Genomic DNA, 18,090 nt, shown 5'->3' with positions numbered 1-18,090 from the left:
TCGTAGGGACCGAACCGCCGCACGGTGAAGGGAGCCGGGACCCACCCGGCCCGGCCGGTCACGGAAGGGAATGCTCCACCGCCGACCGAACCGGGGCATTCAACGCGGTTGCCCCCGTTCCCGGGTTTTCCCGTGTGGGGTTTCTCATCCCGGCCCGGCGGTGGGTCCGTCCCGGCCCGACGGCGGATCACCCGCAGGCGTCCCGGCCCGACGGCGGATCACCCGCAGGAGTGCCGGTCCCGCTCCGGCGAGTACAGGTGGCTGTCGCGGAACTCCGTCGCCGCCAGCGTCCGCCCGACGATGATCACCGCCGTGCGGGTGACGCCCGCCGCCTTCGTCCGCGCGGCGATGTCCGCGAGGGTGCCGCGCAGCACCACCTCGTCCGGGCGGCTCGCCATGGCGACGACGGCGGCCGGGCAGTCCTCGCCGTAGTTCGGGACGAGCTCGGCGACGACGCGGTCGACGTACCGTGCCGCGAGGTGGAGCACCAGCAGGGCCCCGCTGCGGCCGAGCGTCGCCAGGTCCTCGCCCTCCGGCATGGGCGTGGCCTGCCGGGCGATCCGGGTCAGGATCACGGTCTGGCCGACCGTCGGGACGGTCAGCTCCCGCTTCAGCGCCGCCGCGGCCGCCGCGAAGGCGGGGACGCCCGGCACCACCTCGTACGGCACGCCCGCCGCGTCGAGGCGCCGCATCTGCTCGGCGACCGCGCTGAACACGGACGGGTCGCCGGAGTGCAGCCGCGCCACGTCGTGGCCCGCCGCGTGGGCGGCGACCAGCTCCGCGGTGATGGCGTCCAGGTCCATGCGGGCCGTGTCGACGAGCCGCGCGTCCGGCGGGCACTCGGCCAGCAGCTCCTCCGGGACCAGTGAGCCCGCGTACAGGCACACCCGGCAGGAGGCGAGGGTGCGGGCGCCCCGCACCGTGATCAGGTCGGCGGCACCGGGGCCCGCGCCGATGAAGTAGACCGTCATTGTTCCTCTGCTCCCGCCTTCGTTACGGACCACTGCGTGACCGGCATCGCCTGCCGCCAGCCGGTGAAGCCGCCCACCGGCACGGCGTGCGCGACCGCGAGCCGGACGAGTTCGCCGCCGTGCCGCCGGTACCGCTCGGCGAGCAGCGCCTCCGACTCCAGCGTCACGGTGTTCGCGACCAGCCGGCCCCCGGGGCGCAGCGCCGACCAGCAGGCGTCGAGCAGGCCGGGCGTGGTGAGGCCGCCTCCGACGAAGACGGCGTCCGGTGCGTCGAGGCCGGTGAGTCCGTCCGGTGCGGCGGCGGTGACCACGCGCAGGCCCGGCACGCCGAGCGCGGCGGCGTTGCGGGTGATCCGCTCCGCCCGTACCGGGTCGCGTTCGACCGCGATCGCACGGCACGCGCGGTGGACGCGCATCCACTCGACGCCGACGGAACCGGAGCCGCCGCCGACGTCCCACAGCAGCTCGCCCGGCGCGGGCGCCAGCGCGGCGAGCGTCGCGGCGCGGACGTGGCGCTTGGTGAGCTGCCCGTCGTGTTCGTACGCGTCGTCGGGGAGGCCCGGTACGGCTCCGAGGCGCGGGGCGCCGGGGGCGCGGACGCACTCGACGGCGACGATGTTCAGGGGATCGCCCGGCGGGTGCGGCCAGCCGTCGGCGGTGCCGCGCAGGGCGCGTTCGCGGTCCGGGTGCCCCAGCTGCTCCAGCACGCGCAGGCGGCTCGGGCCGTAGCCGCGGGCGCGCAGCAGGGCGGCCACCTCGGCGGGGGTGCCCGCGCCGGCGCTCAGCACGAGCAGGCGGCGGCCGTCGTGGAGCGCGGCGGACAGGGTGTCGAGGGGGCGGCCGACCAGGGTGACCGTCTCGGTGTCCTCCTGCGGCCAGCCCAGGCGGGCGCAGGCGTACGCGACGGAGGACGGGTGCGGCAGGACGCGCAGCCGGTCCGGGCCGAGGACCTCCGCGAGGGCGCGGCCGACGCCGTGGAACATGGGGTCGCCGCTCGCCAGGACCGCGACCGCCCTGCCGGCGTGCGCCGCGAGCAGGGCGGGGACGGCCGGGCGCAGGGGGCTGGGCCACGGCACGCGCTCGGCCGTCACCTCCGCCGGCAGCAGGCCGAGCTGGCGGGCGCCGCCGCCGAGGACCACGTCCGCGGCGCGCAGGGCGGCGCGGGACGCCTCGGGCAGGCCGGGCCAGCCGTCGGCGCCGATGCCCACGACGGTGACGGTGTCGGCGGGACGGGGGGCGTCCTGGCTGCTGGATGGCCTGCTCACGGGCCGGAACCCTACCGGCCGGCCGGGGGGCGGCCGGGTGGCGGGGGTCACTTCGCGGCGTGCTCGCCGACGCGGAATCCGCCCGCCACCCTCCGCCCTCCGGCCTCCGGCCTCCGGCCTCCGACGGGGGCGGCCCGGCACCCGGGCTCGGGAGGGGCTCCGCTCCCCGACACGGGGAGGAGCTCCGGCCTCCCGTACGGGAGCGGCTTTGGCACCCGGCAGCGCGGCCGGGGCCGCTCCCGTGCCGCTCCCGTGCCGCGGGTGCGGCCGCATCCCGCGGCCGCGCCGGGGCCCGGCCGTCCCCTTCCGTCCCGGCGGGTCCGCCCGCGGCCGCGCCGGGGCGGTGGCCGGATGCCGGGGTCGGGCCCGCGGGCGGACAGCGGTGGAACGCGGGTGGAACGCGGGCGGTACGCGGGCGGTACGCGGGTCGAACGGTGGGGTTCACTCGTGCGTGTGGAAGACCCGCGGAGGCGGAGGTGCCGGCGGTCGGGCCCGGGACGGCGCCGCCGAACCCGTCCGCGGGCGAGGGACCGGTGGGCGGGCCGGCCCTCCGGCCGGCCGGCGCCGAGGGTGTGGCGCGTGTGGACCGCTCCCGACCTCCGGGTTCCGGGAGCGGCACTACGATGCGGCTGTCCCCCGCGACATTTCCCCTGCCAGTCAAGGACGTTCGGCATGCGCAACTCTTCCGGCAGAGGGTTCCGACCCGATGTGCCGGGCACGTTCGGCACCGTCGTGAGGGCGGCCGCGGGCGGCATCCCGGCCTACTCGCCGGTCGTGACGGCCGCCGTGCTCGTCGGGGCCGCCGGGCTCGCCGCCCCCGCCGCGCTGCTGTACTGCGTGCTGCCCGTGCTGGGCATCGTGCTGGCCTACGGAAGGCTCGAACGGCTCGACGTGAACGCGGGCGCCGCGTACTCGTGGGTGGGACGGACCCTCCATCCGTTCCTGGGCTTCCTGTGCGGGTGGGCGCTGGTCGTGTCGACGACGCTGTTCATGGTGGCGGGCGCGCTGCCGGCGGGGATGCTGACGCTCACCCTGTTCGACCCCGAGCTGGCGAGGGGCACCTGGCCGGCGACGGCGGCCGGGGCGTGCTGGTTGGTGATGATGCTGCTGGTGGCACTGGTGGGGGCCCGGTTGACCGCACGGGCGCGGACGATCGTCTCGGGCGTCGAGCTGGCGGTCCTCCTGCTGTTCGTGCTGGGCGCGGTGGCGCGCAACGGCACGGCGGCCGCGTTCGACTGGTCGTGGCTGGGGTCCGGGGACTTCTGCGGGGTGTCGGGCGTCGCCGCGGGCGCGCTGGTCGCGGCGTTCTCCTACCGGAGCTGGCACGCCACCGGCTGCCCCGGCGAGGAGGCGCGGGGCGTCCGGCGCCGGTCGGTGCTGCCGGTGTTCATCGGGGCGGGGACGGTCTTCCTGCTGCTCGAGGCGTTCACCCTGGCGGTCAACGTGGTGCTGGCGACGGAGGGGACCACCGCACGGAGCGGTGCCGGCACCCTCGCCCTGCTCTGCGACGCGGTCTGGCCCGGGGTCGGCGGGAGGCTGCTCGTGGTGGCGGTGGTGCTGTCGACCGTGGTGACGCTGGAGACGACGCTGATCCAGGTGACGCGGACGCTGTTCACGATGGGCCGGGACCACACGGTGCCGTCCGCGTTCGGGCTGGTGCACCGGCGGCGGAACACCCCGTGGGTGGCCGTCGCCGCCGTCGGCGGGGTCGCGCTGGCGCTGTTCGCCGCGTCGAACGCGTTCGACTCGGTCGGTGACGTCGTGTCCGGCGCGGTCGGTGCGATGGGCCTGCAGCTCGCCTTCTCCCACGGGCTCGCCGGGCTCGCCGCCGTCGTCGCGTACCGCCGCGTGCTGCTGTCGTCGGTCCGGGAGCTGCTGCTGGGCGGGGTGTGGCCGCTGGCGGGGGCCGCTTTCATGTCGTGGGTCTTCTACGAGTCGCTGGTGGAGCTGCCCGCCGCGCCGCTCGCCATCGGTCTCGGGGGACTCGCGGCAGGACTCATTCCGATGTTCTGGTACTGGCGGCGGGGTAGTTCGTACTACCGTCCGGCGAAGCTGGACGCGGTGCGGGCACTGGCGGCGAAGAGCGACACGCCGTACGGGGACGTACCGCGGCGGCACCGGCCGGCCGCCGACGAGACCCTGGCGACCGACTTCTGACCACGCGACCGACCACGCGACTGACCACGCGATCGGGGGGAGAAGGCATGGCCGCACGCCACCGCGCCACCGGAGGGGGACGCCCGGACCGGGGCGGCTCCGGGAAGCCGCGGCACGGGCGCAGTACGAGGCGGACCGGGCTCATGGGCCGGGCGGGCCGTTCCGCACGCGAGGACCGGCTCACACTCGAACCCGACCCGTACTTCGGGGACGAGGCGCTCGGCGACGTGCGCCACGACATCGCCGTCGGCCGCTGGCAGGGCGTACGGGACCTGCTGCGGGAGACCGGGGACGACTGGCCGCGGCGCACCCACCGCATCCGGCTGCTCGCCCACGCGGCGGCCGGCACGTCGGCCGTCGAGGGCTGGCGGGCCGCCGAGCCCGACGACCCGGACGCGGCGGTGCTGCGGGCCGCGACCGAGGTGGTACGGGTCTTCGACGCGGCGATCGTGGCGGGCCGGGGCAGCGCCGTGGACCGCACCCGGCTGGACTCCACGGTCCTGGCCTGCCTGTTCGCGGCGGACGTCCGGCCCGCGGACCCGATGCCGTGGGTGTCGCTGCTGACGGTGGCCCGGCTGTACGAGGGCGGGGTGAGCCGGGCGGAGCTGCGCCGCTGGTGGGACGAGCTGCGCCGGCGCGACCCGCACAACACGGAGGGCCACGTGCAGCTGCTGCGCTACTGGTCGGCGCGGTGGCACGGCACGCACGGCTCGATGTACGACTTCGCGCGCGACGCGGCCGGCGCGGCGCCGCCCGGCTGTCCGCTGCCGGTGCTGGTGCAGATCGCCCGCGTCGAGGAGTACCGGTACGTGCTGGACGGGGCGCTCGGCCGGGGTCCCGGGTCGGTGCGGGGCTTCGACCAGCACTGGAAGCACGAGCTGGCGGTGACGGAGGTGCAGCGTACCTGGGAGCGCTGGATCGGCGGCCGGGCGCCGGGACCGGTCCGGCCGGAGGAGGTCGAGCTGCTGAACTACCTGGCCCACGCGGCGTGCCACGCGGGGCGGCTGGAGGTGGCGGACGGCCTGTTCGAGCTGCTGGGGACACGGGTGTCGCGGGTGCCGTGGTCGTACACGGGGGATCCCGTGGAGCAGTTCACCAAGTGGCGCGCGCAGGCCCGCAGCGCCTCGTGAACCCCGCCGGCCCGGCATGGGGAGGGTCCCCGGTCCGGCACGCGGGGCCGATTCGGTACACGGGACCGGTCCGCCGTACGCATCCGGCCCGGAACACGGGACCGGTCCGCCGTACGCATCCGGCCCGGTGTGCGCGCCCACGGCACGGTTCGGCGTACGCGTGCGAACCGGTTCGGTGCGCGCCCGCGGCCCGGCCGCGCAAGGGTCCCGGCCCGCGACCCGCCGTGGGGCGGGCGTCCTCGCGGGAGGCCCGCCCCGGCCCCGGCCCGCCCCGCCGCCCGCCCGGCCGCTGTCGGGCAGGGCGGGCCGACGGGGGTGGGCCGGTGCAGGGCAGGGCGGAACGGGACCGGACGGAACGGGACCGGACGGAGTCGGCCAGAACCGGTCAGGGCCGGACCGGACCGGACCGGTCAGGGCCGTCCGGGAACCGGCCCGGCGCCCGCCGGGCGCCGGGCCGCGGTCAGACGCCGATCGGGCGGCCGTCCTCGCGGTAGACGGCGACGACGGCCGGGCGCACCAGCCTGCCCGGCCCGTCGGGCCACGACGAGGCCGGCTTCTCCACGGACGCGCCGTCGACCTCGCCCGGGTGCTGCACGGCGACGAGCACCCGGCGGTTCTGGATGATCGGTCCGCACGTCTCGGCGCCCACCGGGACGGTCAGGAACTGCTTCAGCTCACCGCGCCGCTCGCCGTGCACGGCCACGCCGAACAGGCCGTCGTGGGTGCCGAGCGCGTTGCCGTCCGTGGAGATCCACAGGTTGCCGTACGCGTCGAAGGCGAGGTTGTCGGGGCAGGAGATCGGCGACACCCCCTCCTTCGGGTACCCGGCGAAGTACGTGGAGGGGTCCTCCGGGTCGCCCGCGACGAGGAAGAGCCGCCACGCGAACCCGTCCGCCGCCGGGTCGTCCCAGTGCTCGGCGAGCTCCAGGACCTGGCCGTGCTTGTTCCTGGCACGCGGGTTCGCCTCGTCGACGCCGGGCTTGCCGTCCGTGCCGCGCTGCGAGTTGTTCGTCAGGGCGACGTACACGCGGCCCGTGCGGGGTGAGGGCTCGACGTCCTCGGGGCGGTCCATCTTGGTGGCGCCGACCCTGTCCGCGGCGAGGCGCGTGAAGACGTACACCTCGTCGGCGGTCATGCCGGGGACGTGCGACACGTCGCCCGTGGCGAGCGGGATCCACACGCCGGAGCCGTCGAACTCGCCGTCGTTCGGGAGCTTGCCGGTGCCGTCGACCTCGGCGGCGGGCGAGTCGCCGGTCAGCTTCGCGACGTAGAGGGTGCCCTCGTCGAGGAGGGTCAGGTTGTGCTCGCGGGCGGCGCGGGAGTCGCCCTTCATCATGCGCTTGGCGGAGACGAACTTGTAGAAGTAGTCGAACCGCTCGTCGTCGCCCATGTACACGACCGGGCGGCCGTCCCGGGTCAGCCGGGGCTGCGCGGCCTCGTGCTTGAACCGGCCGAGCGCGGTGCGCTTGCGGGGCGTGGAGTCGGGGTCGTACGGGTCGAGTTCGACGACCCAGCCGAAGCGGTGCGACTCGTTGGGCTCCTGCGCGGCGTCGAAGCGCTTGTCGAACCGCTCCCACTTGCGCTCGGTGGCACCGGTGTTGAGGCCGTAGCGCTTGTCGGTGGCGGTGGAGCCGTTCGCGAAGTACTGGTTGAAGTTCTCCTCGCCGTGGAGGGTGGTGCCCCACGGGGTGGTGCCGCCGGCGCAGTTGTTGAGGGTGCCGAGGACCTTGCGGCCCGACGGGTCGGCGGACGTCTTCAGCAGGTCGCTGCCGGCGGCGGGGCCGGTCAGCTCGAACACGCTGGTCGCGGTGAGGCGGCGGTTGAGCGGGTGCCGGGTGACCGGGGTGAGCCTGCCGGTGCGGTACTCCTCCTGCACGACCACGACGGACAGGCCGTGCGCGGCCCAGGCGATCTCGACCTGCTCGCGGGTGGGGTTCTGCGGGTCGTACCCGCGGAACATCAGGACCTCGTCGGTGTACTCGTGGTTCGCCACGAGGACCTGGCGGCCCGGCTCGCCCCGCAGGGGGAGGAGGGAGAGGAAGTCGTTGTTGTAGCCGAACTGTCCGGCCTGCGCCTTGGCGGACTGCCTGTCCGGGTCGAAGGCGGGTGCGCCGCGCAGGATCGGCTCGCCCCAGCGGATGACGACGCTCTGGCTGTAGCCGCGCGGAACGGTGACCTGGTCGGCGGTGTTCGGCGCGACGGGCGCGAAGCGCAGGCCGCGCGCGCCCGGCGACGTGCCCCGGCGGTGCGCCGCCTGTGCCGCCTGCGCGGCGTGGGCCTCCGGGGCGCCCGCGCCGAGGACGGCGCCGCCCGCGGCGGTGGCGGCGGTCACTACGGCGGCGGCGCGCACCAGCGAACGGCGGGAGAGGGCCCCGGCTATGACGTCGCCGACGTACTCGTTGTCGCTGGTGTTGGGCACCTCGTGGAAGCAAGCGTCACCGCAGCGGTAGCGGCAGGTCAGGGCGGACCGGCCGCCGGCGTGCGGGGTCGCGGTGAGCAGCGGCAGCAGCTTGCGCACGATGTTCCTCCTTCGGCGCGCACCGCGCCGACGTGATGTCGTGGTCGTCCGGCGGCGAGGCTAGACGCGCCCCTGAGCAGAGCGGGGGCAGGAGAGTGAACACGCGGTGAACGGAAGGCGTCGAGGGTGGTCTTGACGTGGGCGGACGGCACCCGTACGCGCCACTCCGGACGGCTAACCTTACGTGTCCGCCCTGGCCAGGGATGATTCTAGGTATTCCCAGCAGTACGGACATACACGGCACCCAATATGCGAAAGGCCATGGCCCATGGGCATTCGGAGCTTGTTGCGCAAGGTGTTCGGACGCGACCGCGAGGCGGGGCGCGACGAGTCGACGGCCACTCCCTCCGTCCCGCCCCAGGCGGAACGCACGGTGTCCCAGGACGAACCGCCGGCGGTCCCGTCCCAGGTGGAACGCCAGGACCCCACCCCGGAAGAGGTCGCGGCGGAACTGGTGGCGGCCTCCTTCGACAACCCGAAGCCCGCAGCCCCGAAGTCCGCGGTCCCGGCGGCCCGGACCGACTCCGAGGAGACCCCGGCCGCCGGGGAACCCGGGGCCCCGACCGCGGAGGAGGGGGCCGCCGGGGCGCCGGAACCGGCCGTACCCACCGCTGGGGAACCGCCCGCACAGGTGCCCGGGACCGAGGCCGCCGAACCGGAGGCCGCCGTGGCCGGGCCGGAGCCCGAGGTCGAGGCCGGGGTCGGGGCCGGGGCCGGGGCCGAAACCGGGTCGAAGGGCGAAGTCGAGGCCGGGGCCAAGACCGAGACGGAGGCCGGGGCCGAGGCCGAGACGGGGGCCGGGGCCGAGACGGAGGCCGGGGCCGAGACGGGGGCCGGGACCGGGGCCGAAACCGAGACGGGGACCGGGGCCTCCGGCGGGAGCGACGGCGAGGAGGCCGGGGAGGGAGCCGCCGGCACCCGGGAAGCCGCCCCCTCCGGAGCGGAGACCACCGACGTCCCCGAGGCGGCCGACACCCCCGGGGCAGCCGACGCCGACACCGCTGCCCTGGCGGAGCAGGCCGTGGTGGACGACACGACCGCTCCCCGGTCCGGGACCGTCACCGGGGCCGCGCCGCAGGAGCCCGGAGACCTGGGCGCCCCCGGCGCGGACGGCGACGCCGTACCGGCCGCCACCGCTCCGGAGGAGACCGCCGCCCCGGAATCGGAGGCCACCGCCCCGGAGGCCACCGCCCCGGAGCCTGAGGACAGGGCCGGGCACCCCGCCGTCGCGCTGCGGCGGGTCAAGGCCGTGGCGCCCGAGGGCGTCGTCGAGGCGTACAAGGCCGCCGGTGCCGCGCTGCGCAAGCGGGGCCTCGCCGGTACGCGGGCCACGGTGTACCTGGTGCTCGACCGGTCCGGGTCGATGCGCCCGTACTACAAGGACGGCAGCGCCCAGCAGCTCGGCGAGCGGGTGCTCGCGCTCGCCGCGCACCTCGACGAGGACGCGACCGTACCCGTCGTGTTCTTCTCGACCGAGGTCGACGGCACCGGCGACCTCACCCTCGACAACGTCGAGGGGCGGATCGACGCCCTGCACGAGGGCCTGGGCCGCATGGGCCGCACCAACTACGACCGCGCCGTCCGCGAGGTGCTCGCCCACCACGAGGGGGCCGACCCCGGCCGGCCCGCGCTGGTGGTCTTCCAGACGGACGGCGCCCCCGAGTCGAGGACCGCCGCCACCCAGGCCCTCGCCGAGGCCGCGGCGACCGGACGGCCGGTGTTCTGGCAGTTCGTCGCGTTCGGCGAGGAGGACGGCAAGGCGTTCGACTACCTGCGCAGGCTGGACGTCGACAACGCCGCCTTCTTCCACGCCGGCCCCGCCCCCCGCGAGATCCCGCACGCCCGCTTCTACCGGGAGCTCCTCGCCTCCTGGCCGGTCTGAGGCGCCGCCGGCGGGGGTGGGGGCCGGCCGGCGCGGCCGGCCCCCGCCCCCGCCGTGTCCCCGGCCCTCCCCCGCTCCGTCCGCCCCCGGCCCTCGGGGGAACGGCGGGGCGGAAGGAGGCGAAGGGCGCTTCGGCCGACCGATAGGATTTCGGCATGGCGGCCACTGGATCCGAGAAGCAGGGGGACGAAGGCGTGAAGGCCTTCTACGTATCGACCCCCATCTACTACGTCAACGACGCTCCTCACCTGGGCCACGCCTACACGACCGTCGCAGGCGACGTGCTCACGCGCTGGCACCGTCAGCGCGGCGAGAAGGTGTGGTACCTCACCGGCACGGACGAGCACGGTCAGAAGATCATGCGCACGGCCGACGCGAACGGGGTCACCCCGCAGGAGTGGTGCGACAAGCTCGTCGAGGAGGCGTGGAAGCCCCTCTGGGAGCACCTGGGCATCGGGAACGACGACTTCATCCGCACCACGGAGAGGCGCCACACGGACCGCGTCCAGGAGTTCGTGCAGGACCTGTACGACAAGGGCGAGATCTACAAGGGCGGCTACGAGGGCCCGTACTGCGTGGGCTGCGAGGAGTACAAGCTCCTCGGCGACCTGGTCGAGGACGAGCAGGGCGTGAAGCTCTGCCCGGTCCACAGGAAGCCGGTGGAGATCCTCAAGGAGGAGAACTACTTCTTCAAGCTCTCCGCGTACGGCCCGAAGCTCCTGGAGTTCTACGGGGCGAACCCGGGCTTCATCCAGCCCGAGTCGGCCCGCAACGAGGTCGTGAACTTCGTCAAGCAGGGCCTGCAGGACCTGTCGATCTCCCGTTCGGCCTTCGACTGGGGCGTCCCGATCCCGTGGGACCGGAAACACGTCATCTACGTGTGGGTGGACGCCCTGCTGAACTACGCGACGGCCGTCGGCTACGGCTCCGACCAGGCGAAGTTCGAGTCGACGTTCCCGGCCGACGTGCACCTGGTCGGCAAGGACATCCTGCGCTTCCACGCGGTGATCTGGCCCGCGATGCTGATGGCACAGGGCCTGCCCCTGCCGAAGAAGGTCGCGGCGCACGGCTGGCTGATGGTCGGCGGCGAGAAGATGTCGAAGTCGAACCTGACCGGCATCAAGCCGCAGGACCTGACCTCGCACTTCGGTGTGGACGCCTACCGCTGGTACTTCCTGCGGGCGATCGCCTTCGGCAGCGACGGCTCGTTCTCCTGGGAGGACTTCACCGCCCGGTACACCTCTGAGCTGGCCAACGACTACGGCAACCTCGCCTCGCGCGTCGCGGCGATGGTCGGCAAGTACTTCGACGGCGCCCTGCCGGAGGCCACGGCCGCCGGTGACGCCGAGCGGGCGATCCGGGACGGCCTGGCCGGGGCGGTCGCCGAGGCCGACCGGAGGATCGGCGAGGAGCTGGACTTCCAGGGCGGCATCCTGGCGGTCTTCGACTTCGTGAAGCAGGTCAACGGCTACATCACGGAGCAGGAGCCGTGGAAGGTCGCGAAGGACGACTCGCCGGAGGGCCGCGCGCGCCTGGCGACGATCCTCTACACGGCGGCCGAGTCGCTGCGCGCGGTGGCCGTCCTGCTGAACCCGGTCATGCCGGAGACATCCGGGAAGCTGTGGGAGTCGCTCGGCGCGGAGCCCGCCCTGGGCGCCCTCGCCGACCAGCCGCTCGCCGAGGCCGGCACCTGGGGCCAGCTCCCGCCCGGCGCGACGGTGACGAAGGGCGCGGTCCTCTTCCCGCGCCTGGAGGAGCCGAAGAAGGACGCCTGACGGAACCGCCCCGGGACCGCCGCCCCGCCCCCGGGGCGGCGGTCCCGTGCGTTCGGCGACCGCCCCGTCCGACCCGGCCGCCCGACCCGGCCCTCGGCGGCCGGGGGTCCCGGCCCGGACGCCGTGCCCCCGTCCGTCACCGGCCGGCCCGGACGGGGCCGGACGCCGGGATCCCGGTCAGCGGCCCAGGCTCTGCACGTCGCCCATCACCACCACCGGCCTGTGCGCCGGGTCCAGCCACCTCAGCAGCTCCCGCATGTGGGCGCGTTCCAGGGACACGCAGCCCTGCGTGGGACCCTCGTGGTCGACGTGGATCCAGATGCCCCCGCCGCGCTCCTGGCCGAGTGGGCGGGTCCAGTCGAGGGGCGTCGTGCCGGGTACGCGGTTGTAGTTGACGGCGACGACGTGGTCGAACGACCCCTCCAGCGGTTCCCCCAGGGAGCCGCTGCCGGTGGCGGTGAAGCGGCCGTCCTGGTCGTACGGGAGTTTCGCGCCCGGGTTCGGCAGGAGGCCGCCCGCGTCGGTGAGGCCGAAGACGCCGATCGGGGAGCGCAGGTCGTCCTGGACGTGGTGGTCGGTCCAGCCCCGCACGCCGTTGTGCGCGGGCCACGGTTCGGAGACGGCGGTCCAGCCGGTGCCGGGCCGGCGTTCGTACAGGGTGACCGTACCGGTGTTCACGTCGCGGCCGTGCCCCCGGACGACGACGGCCTGGCGGCTGTCGGGCGGAACGGCGGCACGGACGGCCGGGCCGAGGCCGGGGATCTCGGCGGGCGCGGCGGGCGGCCCCGGCGCGGCGTGCGGGGAGGCGCCCCCCCGGCTCCCGGCGGCCTCGCCGGGCCCGCCGGCGAGGCCGCCGTCGGGTTCACCGCCGTCGCCGTCGGCGCAGGCGCTCAGCGGCAGGAGCACGAGCAGCAGCGTCGCGGCGAGGGGGCGGAGGCGGAGGCGTCGCAGGACGGGCATGTCGGGCCTTTCGGTGTGCGGGCTTCGGGTGTCGCGCGGGGTCTTCCCCTTCACAGCTCCCACGGGAGGCCCCGCCCGGAACGCCCCCCTCCCCGGAACGCCCCCGTACGCACGACTCCACACGGCCGATGCCGCCCCGGCCCCGGGCCGCCCGGACCGGTACCCGTCCCTCCGGCAGGACCGACGCACCGCCGCCCACCCGAGCCGATGCCCGCCGCCCCGGTCCGCCCCACCGCGGCGGCTCCGAACCGGCAGCGGCCGGTCCCGGAGCCACCGCGGGCATGCGAAGGGCCCCGGGATCCCTTCGGGGTTCCCGGGGCCCGCGCCGGGCCTACTTGTCCGACACCGGCTTGCGCAGCGCGATGTTCAGTTCGCGCAGGCGCGCCTCGTCCAGCTCCGTGGGGGCGCCCATCATCAGGTCCTGGGCGTTGCCGTTGAGCGGGAACGCGATGGTCTCCCGGATGTTCGGCTCGTCGGCCAGCAGCATGACGATGCGGTCGACGCCGGGGGCGATGCCGCCGTGCGGCGGGGCGCCGAAGCGGAACGCCCGGAGCATGCCCGCGAACTCCTGCTCCACGGTGTCCCGGTCGTACCCGGCGATCTCGAACGCCTTGATCATGATTTCCGGCTCGTGGTTCCGGATCGCGCCGGAGGACAGCTCGACGCCGTTGCAGACGATGTCGTACTGCCAGGCGAGGATATCCAGCGGGTCCTTCTCCTCCAGGTCCTTCATGCCGCCCTGCGGCATCGAGAAGGGGTTGTGGGAGAAGTCGATCTTCCCGGTCTCCTCGTCCTTCTCGTACATCGGGAAGTCGACGATCCAGCAGAAGCGGAAGACGTTCTCCTCGAAGTGGCCGGCGCGCTTGGCGGCCTCGACGCGGACCGCGCCCATGATCTTGGAGACCTCGTCGAAGTCGCCGGCGCCGAAGAACACGGCGTGCCCGGGCTTCAGGCCGAGGCGGTCCACGAGCGTCTTGACGTCGTCCTCGGTGAGGAACTTCGCGATCGGGCCGCTGAGTGCCATGTCCTCGCCGACGCGGATCCAGGCGAGGCCCTTCGCACCGTGTTCGACGGCGAACTCGCCCATCGAGTCGAAGAACTTGCGCGGCTGGTCCTGCACCGCCGGGACCGGCAGGGCGCGGACGTGCTTGCCGGCGAACGCCTTGAACCCGGAGTCCGCGAAGACGTCCGTGAGGTCGACGAGCTCCAGTCGCGCGCGCAGGTCCGGCTTGTCGGAGCCGTACTTCAACATCGCCTCGCGGAACGGGATCCTCGGGAACGGCGAGGTGACGTGGCGGCCGCCGCCGAACTCCTCGAACAGCTCGGTCATGAGCTTCTCGATCGGCTGGAAGACGTCCTCCTGCTCGACGAAGGACATCTCCACGTCGAGCTGGTAGAACTCGCCCGGCGAGCGGTCGGCGCGGGCGTCCTCGTCGCGGAAGCAGGGCGCGATCTGGAAGTAGCGGTCGAAACCGGAGACCATCAGCAGCTGCTTGAACTGCTGCGGGGCCTGCGGCAGGGCGTAGAACCTGCCCGGGTTGAGGCGGGAGGGCACGACGAAGTCGCGGGCCCCCTCGGGGGAGGTCGCGGTGAGGATCGGGGTGGCCATCTCGTTGAAGCCGAGGGCGACCATCTTCCGCCGGATCGCGGCGATCACCGCGGTGCGCAGCATGATGTTGCGGTGCATGCGCTCGCGACGCAGGTCGAGGAAGCGGTACTCCAGGCGGCGCTCCTCGTTGACGCCGTCGTCCGTGTTGATGGTGAACGGCAGCGGCCCGGCGGCGCCCAGCACCTCCACCTCGGAGACCTCGACCTCGATCTCACCGGTCGGCAGATCCGTGTTGACGTTCTCGGCGCCGCGCGAGACGACCTTGCCGTCCACCCGCAGGACGGATTCCTTGGTCTGCTTGTCGAGGGCCTCGTACGCGGGGGTGCCGGGCCGGGCGACGAGCTGCGTGATGCCGTGGTGGTCGCGCAGATCGATGAAGAGGATGCCGCCCAGGTCTCGCCGATTGTGCAGCCAGCCGCTCAGCCGGACGTCGGTGCCGACGTCAGAAGCGCGGAGCTCGCCGCAGGTGTGGGACCTGTACCGATGCATCGTCGTTCATCCAGTCTTCGCGGGTCGGGGGCGGTGTTTCACGTGAAACACGGACCGTTTCCCGTGAAACACGGACCAGAGTACCGGGCGGCCGGTTCCGGGCTTCCGCACAGTGGCGCCACTTCGGTTCATCTTCCTAAAGTGGGACAATGCGCACCGAGGAGCTTCTGGCCGCGATCCTGACCGGTCTGTGGCGGTGGGATCACGCGGTCGGGGCCGTCGAGCTCAACGCCGAGGCGGCCCGGCTGCTCGGGCTGCCCGCCGAGCCCGTGGCGGTGGCGGAGGGCGTCGTGCGCTCCCGGGTCCACCCGGTCGACTGGAACGAGTTCGGCGCCGTGGCCAGCCTGGCGCTCGCGGAGGACACCCTCGCCGAGGCACGGTTGCGGGTGATGGACGAGAAGGGCCAGGTGGTCCGTACGGTGCGGTCGCGGGCCAAGCCGACGTCGGACGAGACCGGGCTGCGGTTCGTCGGTACGTTGCAGCAGGTCGCGGAGCCGGATCCGGGGAGTGCCGCGCACACGCCGGTGACGGGTGACTGGCGGCGGTCGCGGGAGGCGTTCCTGCTGGACGCGGGCCGGGCGCTGGCGGAGGCGCGGTCGACGGCGGAGGTGCTGCGGGTGGCGGCGTCGCTGTCGATGCCGGGGTTCTCCCCGAACGGGCTCGCGGTCTTCAGGGTCACGGGCGACCGGCTGACGGTCATCGGGCAGCACGGGTACGAGCCCGGCGACGAGAACCTGTTCTCGGAGGTGCCCCTGGACTCGGACGATCCGGCGGCGGAGGTGGTCCGCACCGGACGGGCGGTGTACGTGTCGACGCAGGAGGAGTACCGGGAGCGGTTCCCCTCGACGTGGCCCCTGGCGCGACGGCTCGGCCGGGGGTCGTGGGCGTTCCTCCCCCTGGTCGTCGCCGGCCGGACGATGGGCGCGTGGATGGCGACCTTCGCCCACCAGGTGGGGTTCACCCCGGACGAGCGGTCGGTGCTGACGACCGTGGCGCGGATGCTGGCGCAGGCGCTGACCAGGGCGGGAGTGGCGGAGTCGGAGCGGGAGCTGTCGCTGGACCTGCAGCGGACGATGATGCCGGTGCTGGGCCCGGCGGTCCCCGGCATGGAGGTGGCCGCGCGGTACGTGCCGACGGGCGGCGGGCTGCAGGTGGGCGGCGACTGGTACGACATGATCCAGTTGCCCGGCGGACGGTCCGCGTTCGTGATCGGTGACGTGCAGGGGCACGACGTGCGCGCGGCGGGCCTGATGGGCCAGCTGCGGATCGCCCTGCGCGCGTACGCCTCGGAGGGGCACCGGCCGGACGCGGTGCTCTCACGGGCGTCGCGGTTCCTGCACGGGATCACGGAGGACGCGGACGGCGACACCGACGGAGCGCGGTTCGCGACCTGCCTGTACCTGGAGGTCGACCCGGTGACGGGCACGCTGGACATCGCCCGCGCCGGACACCCGGACCCGGCGGTGGTCATGCCGGACGGCGCCGTGGTGATCCGGCCGACGGAAGGCGGGCTGCCGCTGGGGATCGTCCCGGACACGGACTACCCGACGACCCGGATGACGCTGGAACCGGGTGAGACGCTCATGATCTGCACGGACGGTCTGCTGGAGACCGGTGGGCACGACATGGAGACGGGCTGGCAGCGGGTCCGCAGGCTCCTGGAGGAGCACGACCCGTACCGGGACTCGCTGGAGACCCTGGCGGACTCCCTGGTGTACGCGGTGCACGGGCCGGGCTCGCACCACACGACGGGCCCGCTCGCGGACCGCCGGGAGGACGACATCGCGGTGCTCCTGCTGTCCCGCAAGGGCGGGACGGCGGGGCGGCCCGTCCCTCCGCGGCGCACCGTGCTGACGGTGGCGCAGGCGGAGCCGGAGCGGATCTCGACGGCGCGGCGGCAGGTGCGGGAGCTGCTGCACGACTGGGCGGACGGGGACCAGGTCGACTCGGCGGTGCTGATGGTGTCGGAGATGGTGACGAACGTGCTGCTCCACACGGACGGGGACGCCCGGCTGGTGGCGGAGGCGCGCGGGGAGCGCGGCAGACGCCGGCTGCGGGTGGAGGTCGCGGACGCGAGCGACGAGCTGCCGCACCGCCGCCGGCCGGGCGAGATGGCCTCGTCGGGGCGGGGGCTGATGCTGATGGAGGGGCTGGCGCACACCTGGGGGAGTGGACCCGCGGGGCGAGGGCAAGTCCATCTGGTTCGAGCTCTACGAGGACGGGGAGCCGGCCGCCGGACGGTAGTGCCGCCGCACCTCGCCGAGGACGCCGAACGCGGCGGCGGTGAGGGGCACGGCGAGCAGCATGCCGAGGATGCCGGCGACCGACGCGCCCGCGGTCAGCGCGAGCAGGATCGCGGCCGGGTGCATCTGGACGGTACGGCTCTGGACGAGCGGCTGCAGCAGGTTCCCCTCCACCACCTGCACGGCGAGGACGACCCCGAGCGCCCACAGGGCGATGACCGGCCCCCGGTCCGCGAAGGCGACGAGCACGGCGACGGCCCCCGAGAGGAACGCGCCGAGGTAGGGGATGTAGGCGCCGACGAAGACGAGCGCGCCCAGCCCCACCGCGCCCGGCACGCGCAGCACCAGCAGTCCGGCGGTGATGAGGACCGCGTCGATCAGCGCGATCAGGGTGGTGCCGCGCATGAACCCCTCGACGGCCTCGAACGCGCGCCGCGCGGTGGCCTCCACCACGTCGCCGGTGGACGCGGGGGCGAGCGAGCGCAGAGCGCCGACCACGCGGCCGGAGTCCCGCAGGAAGAAGAAGACGAGGAACAGGGCGAGGATCGCCATGGCGATCACCTCGCCGACGACGCTGATGCCGCTGAGCACGCCGGACGCGGCGGTCCCGCCGAACCGGCCGAGGAGGTTCCTGGCGTTGGCGGCGATGTCCTCCAGAGAGGTTCCCGCGGCGCCGAGGGGGCCGGCGAGGTCCCGGGCGGCGCGGCGCAGGGACACGATGATCTGATCGCCGGTGTCGACGAGCGCGGCGACCACGATGTAGGTCGCGCCGCCGAGGACGGCGACGAGGGCCGCGCAGGTCAGCCCGGCCGCGAGGGAGCGGTTGACGCGCATCGCGAGGAGCCGGCGGTGGAGGGGACCGAGCAGGGCGGTGCCGAGGAGGGCGAGGAGGACGGGGGTGACGGCGGTCCGGAAGGTGACGCACAGGCGGACGACGACGACCGCGGCACCCGTGACGAGGAGGACGACGACGCACCAGGCGGCGAGGCGGCGGACGGGCTCGGGGAGCAGGGGCGGTGGCACTCCCCCAGCGCATCACGGACGTGCGGGCCCCGCATTCCGGCGGTGCCCGCACGGGTGACGTACCGTCA

Annotated in this window: 10 protein-coding genes and 1 pseudogene; 5 read left to right on the top strand and 6 right to left on the bottom strand. The window is 74.5% G+C overall.

Annotated elements, in window-relative coordinates:
* Positions 1-218: 218 nt before the first annotated feature.
* Together cobM and cbiE are read right to left on the bottom strand one after the other, a co-directional pair.
* The gene (cobM, locus tag LUW75_RS12880; RefSeq protein ID WP_250335731.1) at positions 219-971 is read right to left on the bottom strand and encodes a precorrin-4 C(11)-methyltransferase; all 753 of its coding nucleotides are present in this window, start codon (positions 969-971) and stop codon (positions 219-221) included.
* Positions 968-2,236, bottom strand: coding sequence for a precorrin-6y C5,15-methyltransferase (decarboxylating) subunit CbiE (gene cbiE, locus LUW75_RS12875; protein ID WP_250335730.1), 1,269 nt, complete (start codon positions 2,234-2,236; stop codon positions 968-970). The genes cobM and cbiE overlap by 4 nt, the downstream gene beginning before the upstream one ends.
* A 672-nt stretch (positions 2,237-2,908) precedes the next feature.
* Between cbiE and LUW75_RS12870 the strand changes: the two genes are divergently transcribed.
* A complete protein-coding gene (locus tag LUW75_RS12870; protein WP_250335729.1) occupies positions 2,909-4,393 on the top strand; it encodes an APC family permease in 1,485 nt (494 codons plus the stop codon).
* Positions 4,394-4,536: 143 nt separating this feature from the next.
* Complete coding sequence (locus LUW75_RS12865) at positions 4,537-5,523, top strand: hypothetical protein (RefSeq protein WP_250337649.1); 987 nt, start codon at positions 4,537-4,539, stop codon at positions 5,521-5,523.
* A 460-nt stretch (positions 5,524-5,983) separates the two neighbouring features.
* Here LUW75_RS12865 and LUW75_RS12860 read toward each other — a convergent pair whose 3' ends face one another.
* The gene (locus tag LUW75_RS12860; RefSeq protein ID WP_250335728.1) at positions 5,984-8,041 is read right to left on the bottom strand and encodes a PhoX family protein; all 2,058 of its coding nucleotides are present in this window, start codon (positions 8,039-8,041) and stop codon (positions 5,984-5,986) included.
* 268 nt (positions 8,042-8,309) lie between these two features.
* Here LUW75_RS12860 and LUW75_RS12855 point away from each other — a divergent pair, with 268 nt between their 5' ends.
* Both LUW75_RS12855 and metG read left to right on the top strand, forming a co-directional pair.
* Entirely contained in the window at positions 8,310-9,923 is a 1,614-nt protein-coding gene (locus tag LUW75_RS12855) for a VWA domain-containing protein (protein WP_250335727.1), read from the top strand.
* Positions 9,924-10,078: 155 nt separating this feature from the next.
* Positions 10,079-11,698, top strand: a complete 1,620-nt coding sequence (metG, locus tag LUW75_RS12850) for a methionine--tRNA ligase (protein WP_250335726.1) — start codon at positions 10,079-10,081, stop codon at positions 11,696-11,698.
* Between the two features lie 177 nt (positions 11,699-11,875).
* Here metG and LUW75_RS12845 read toward each other — a convergent pair whose 3' ends face one another.
* A complete protein-coding gene (locus LUW75_RS12845) occupies positions 11,876-12,658 on the bottom strand; it encodes a L,D-transpeptidase family protein (RefSeq protein ID WP_250335725.1) in 783 nt (260 codons plus the stop codon).
* Between the two features lie 331 nt (positions 12,659-12,989).
* Positions 12,990-14,756: an aspartate--tRNA ligase gene (gene aspS / locus LUW75_RS12840; protein ID WP_250335724.1), complete on the bottom strand. Its 1,767-nt coding sequence runs from the start codon at positions 14,754-14,756 to the stop codon at positions 12,990-12,992.
* A gap of 149 nt (positions 14,757-14,905) precedes the next feature.
* Between aspS and LUW75_RS12835 the strand changes: the two are divergent.
* Positions 14,906-17,000 (top strand): annotated as a pseudogene (locus LUW75_RS12835) (ATP-binding SpoIIE family protein phosphatase).
* Here the strand turns inward: LUW75_RS12835 and LUW75_RS12830 are convergent.
* Positions 16,967-18,022 (bottom strand): AI-2E family transporter, encoded by a 1,056-nt coding sequence (locus tag LUW75_RS12830; RefSeq protein ID WP_250335723.1) that lies wholly within the window; start codon positions 18,020-18,022, stop codon positions 16,967-16,969. The pseudogene LUW75_RS12835 and the gene LUW75_RS12830 sit on opposite strands and share 34 nt — an antisense overlap.
* Between the last annotated feature and the right edge of the window lie 68 nt (positions 18,023-18,090).

The sequence above is a fragment of the Streptomyces sp. MRC013 genome (assembly GCF_023614235.1).
GTDB lineage: Bacteria > Actinomycetota > Actinomycetes > Streptomycetales > Streptomycetaceae > Streptomyces.
Note: the sequence above shows the minus strand (reverse complement) of the source record. Positions and strands in the feature narration are given on the sequence as shown.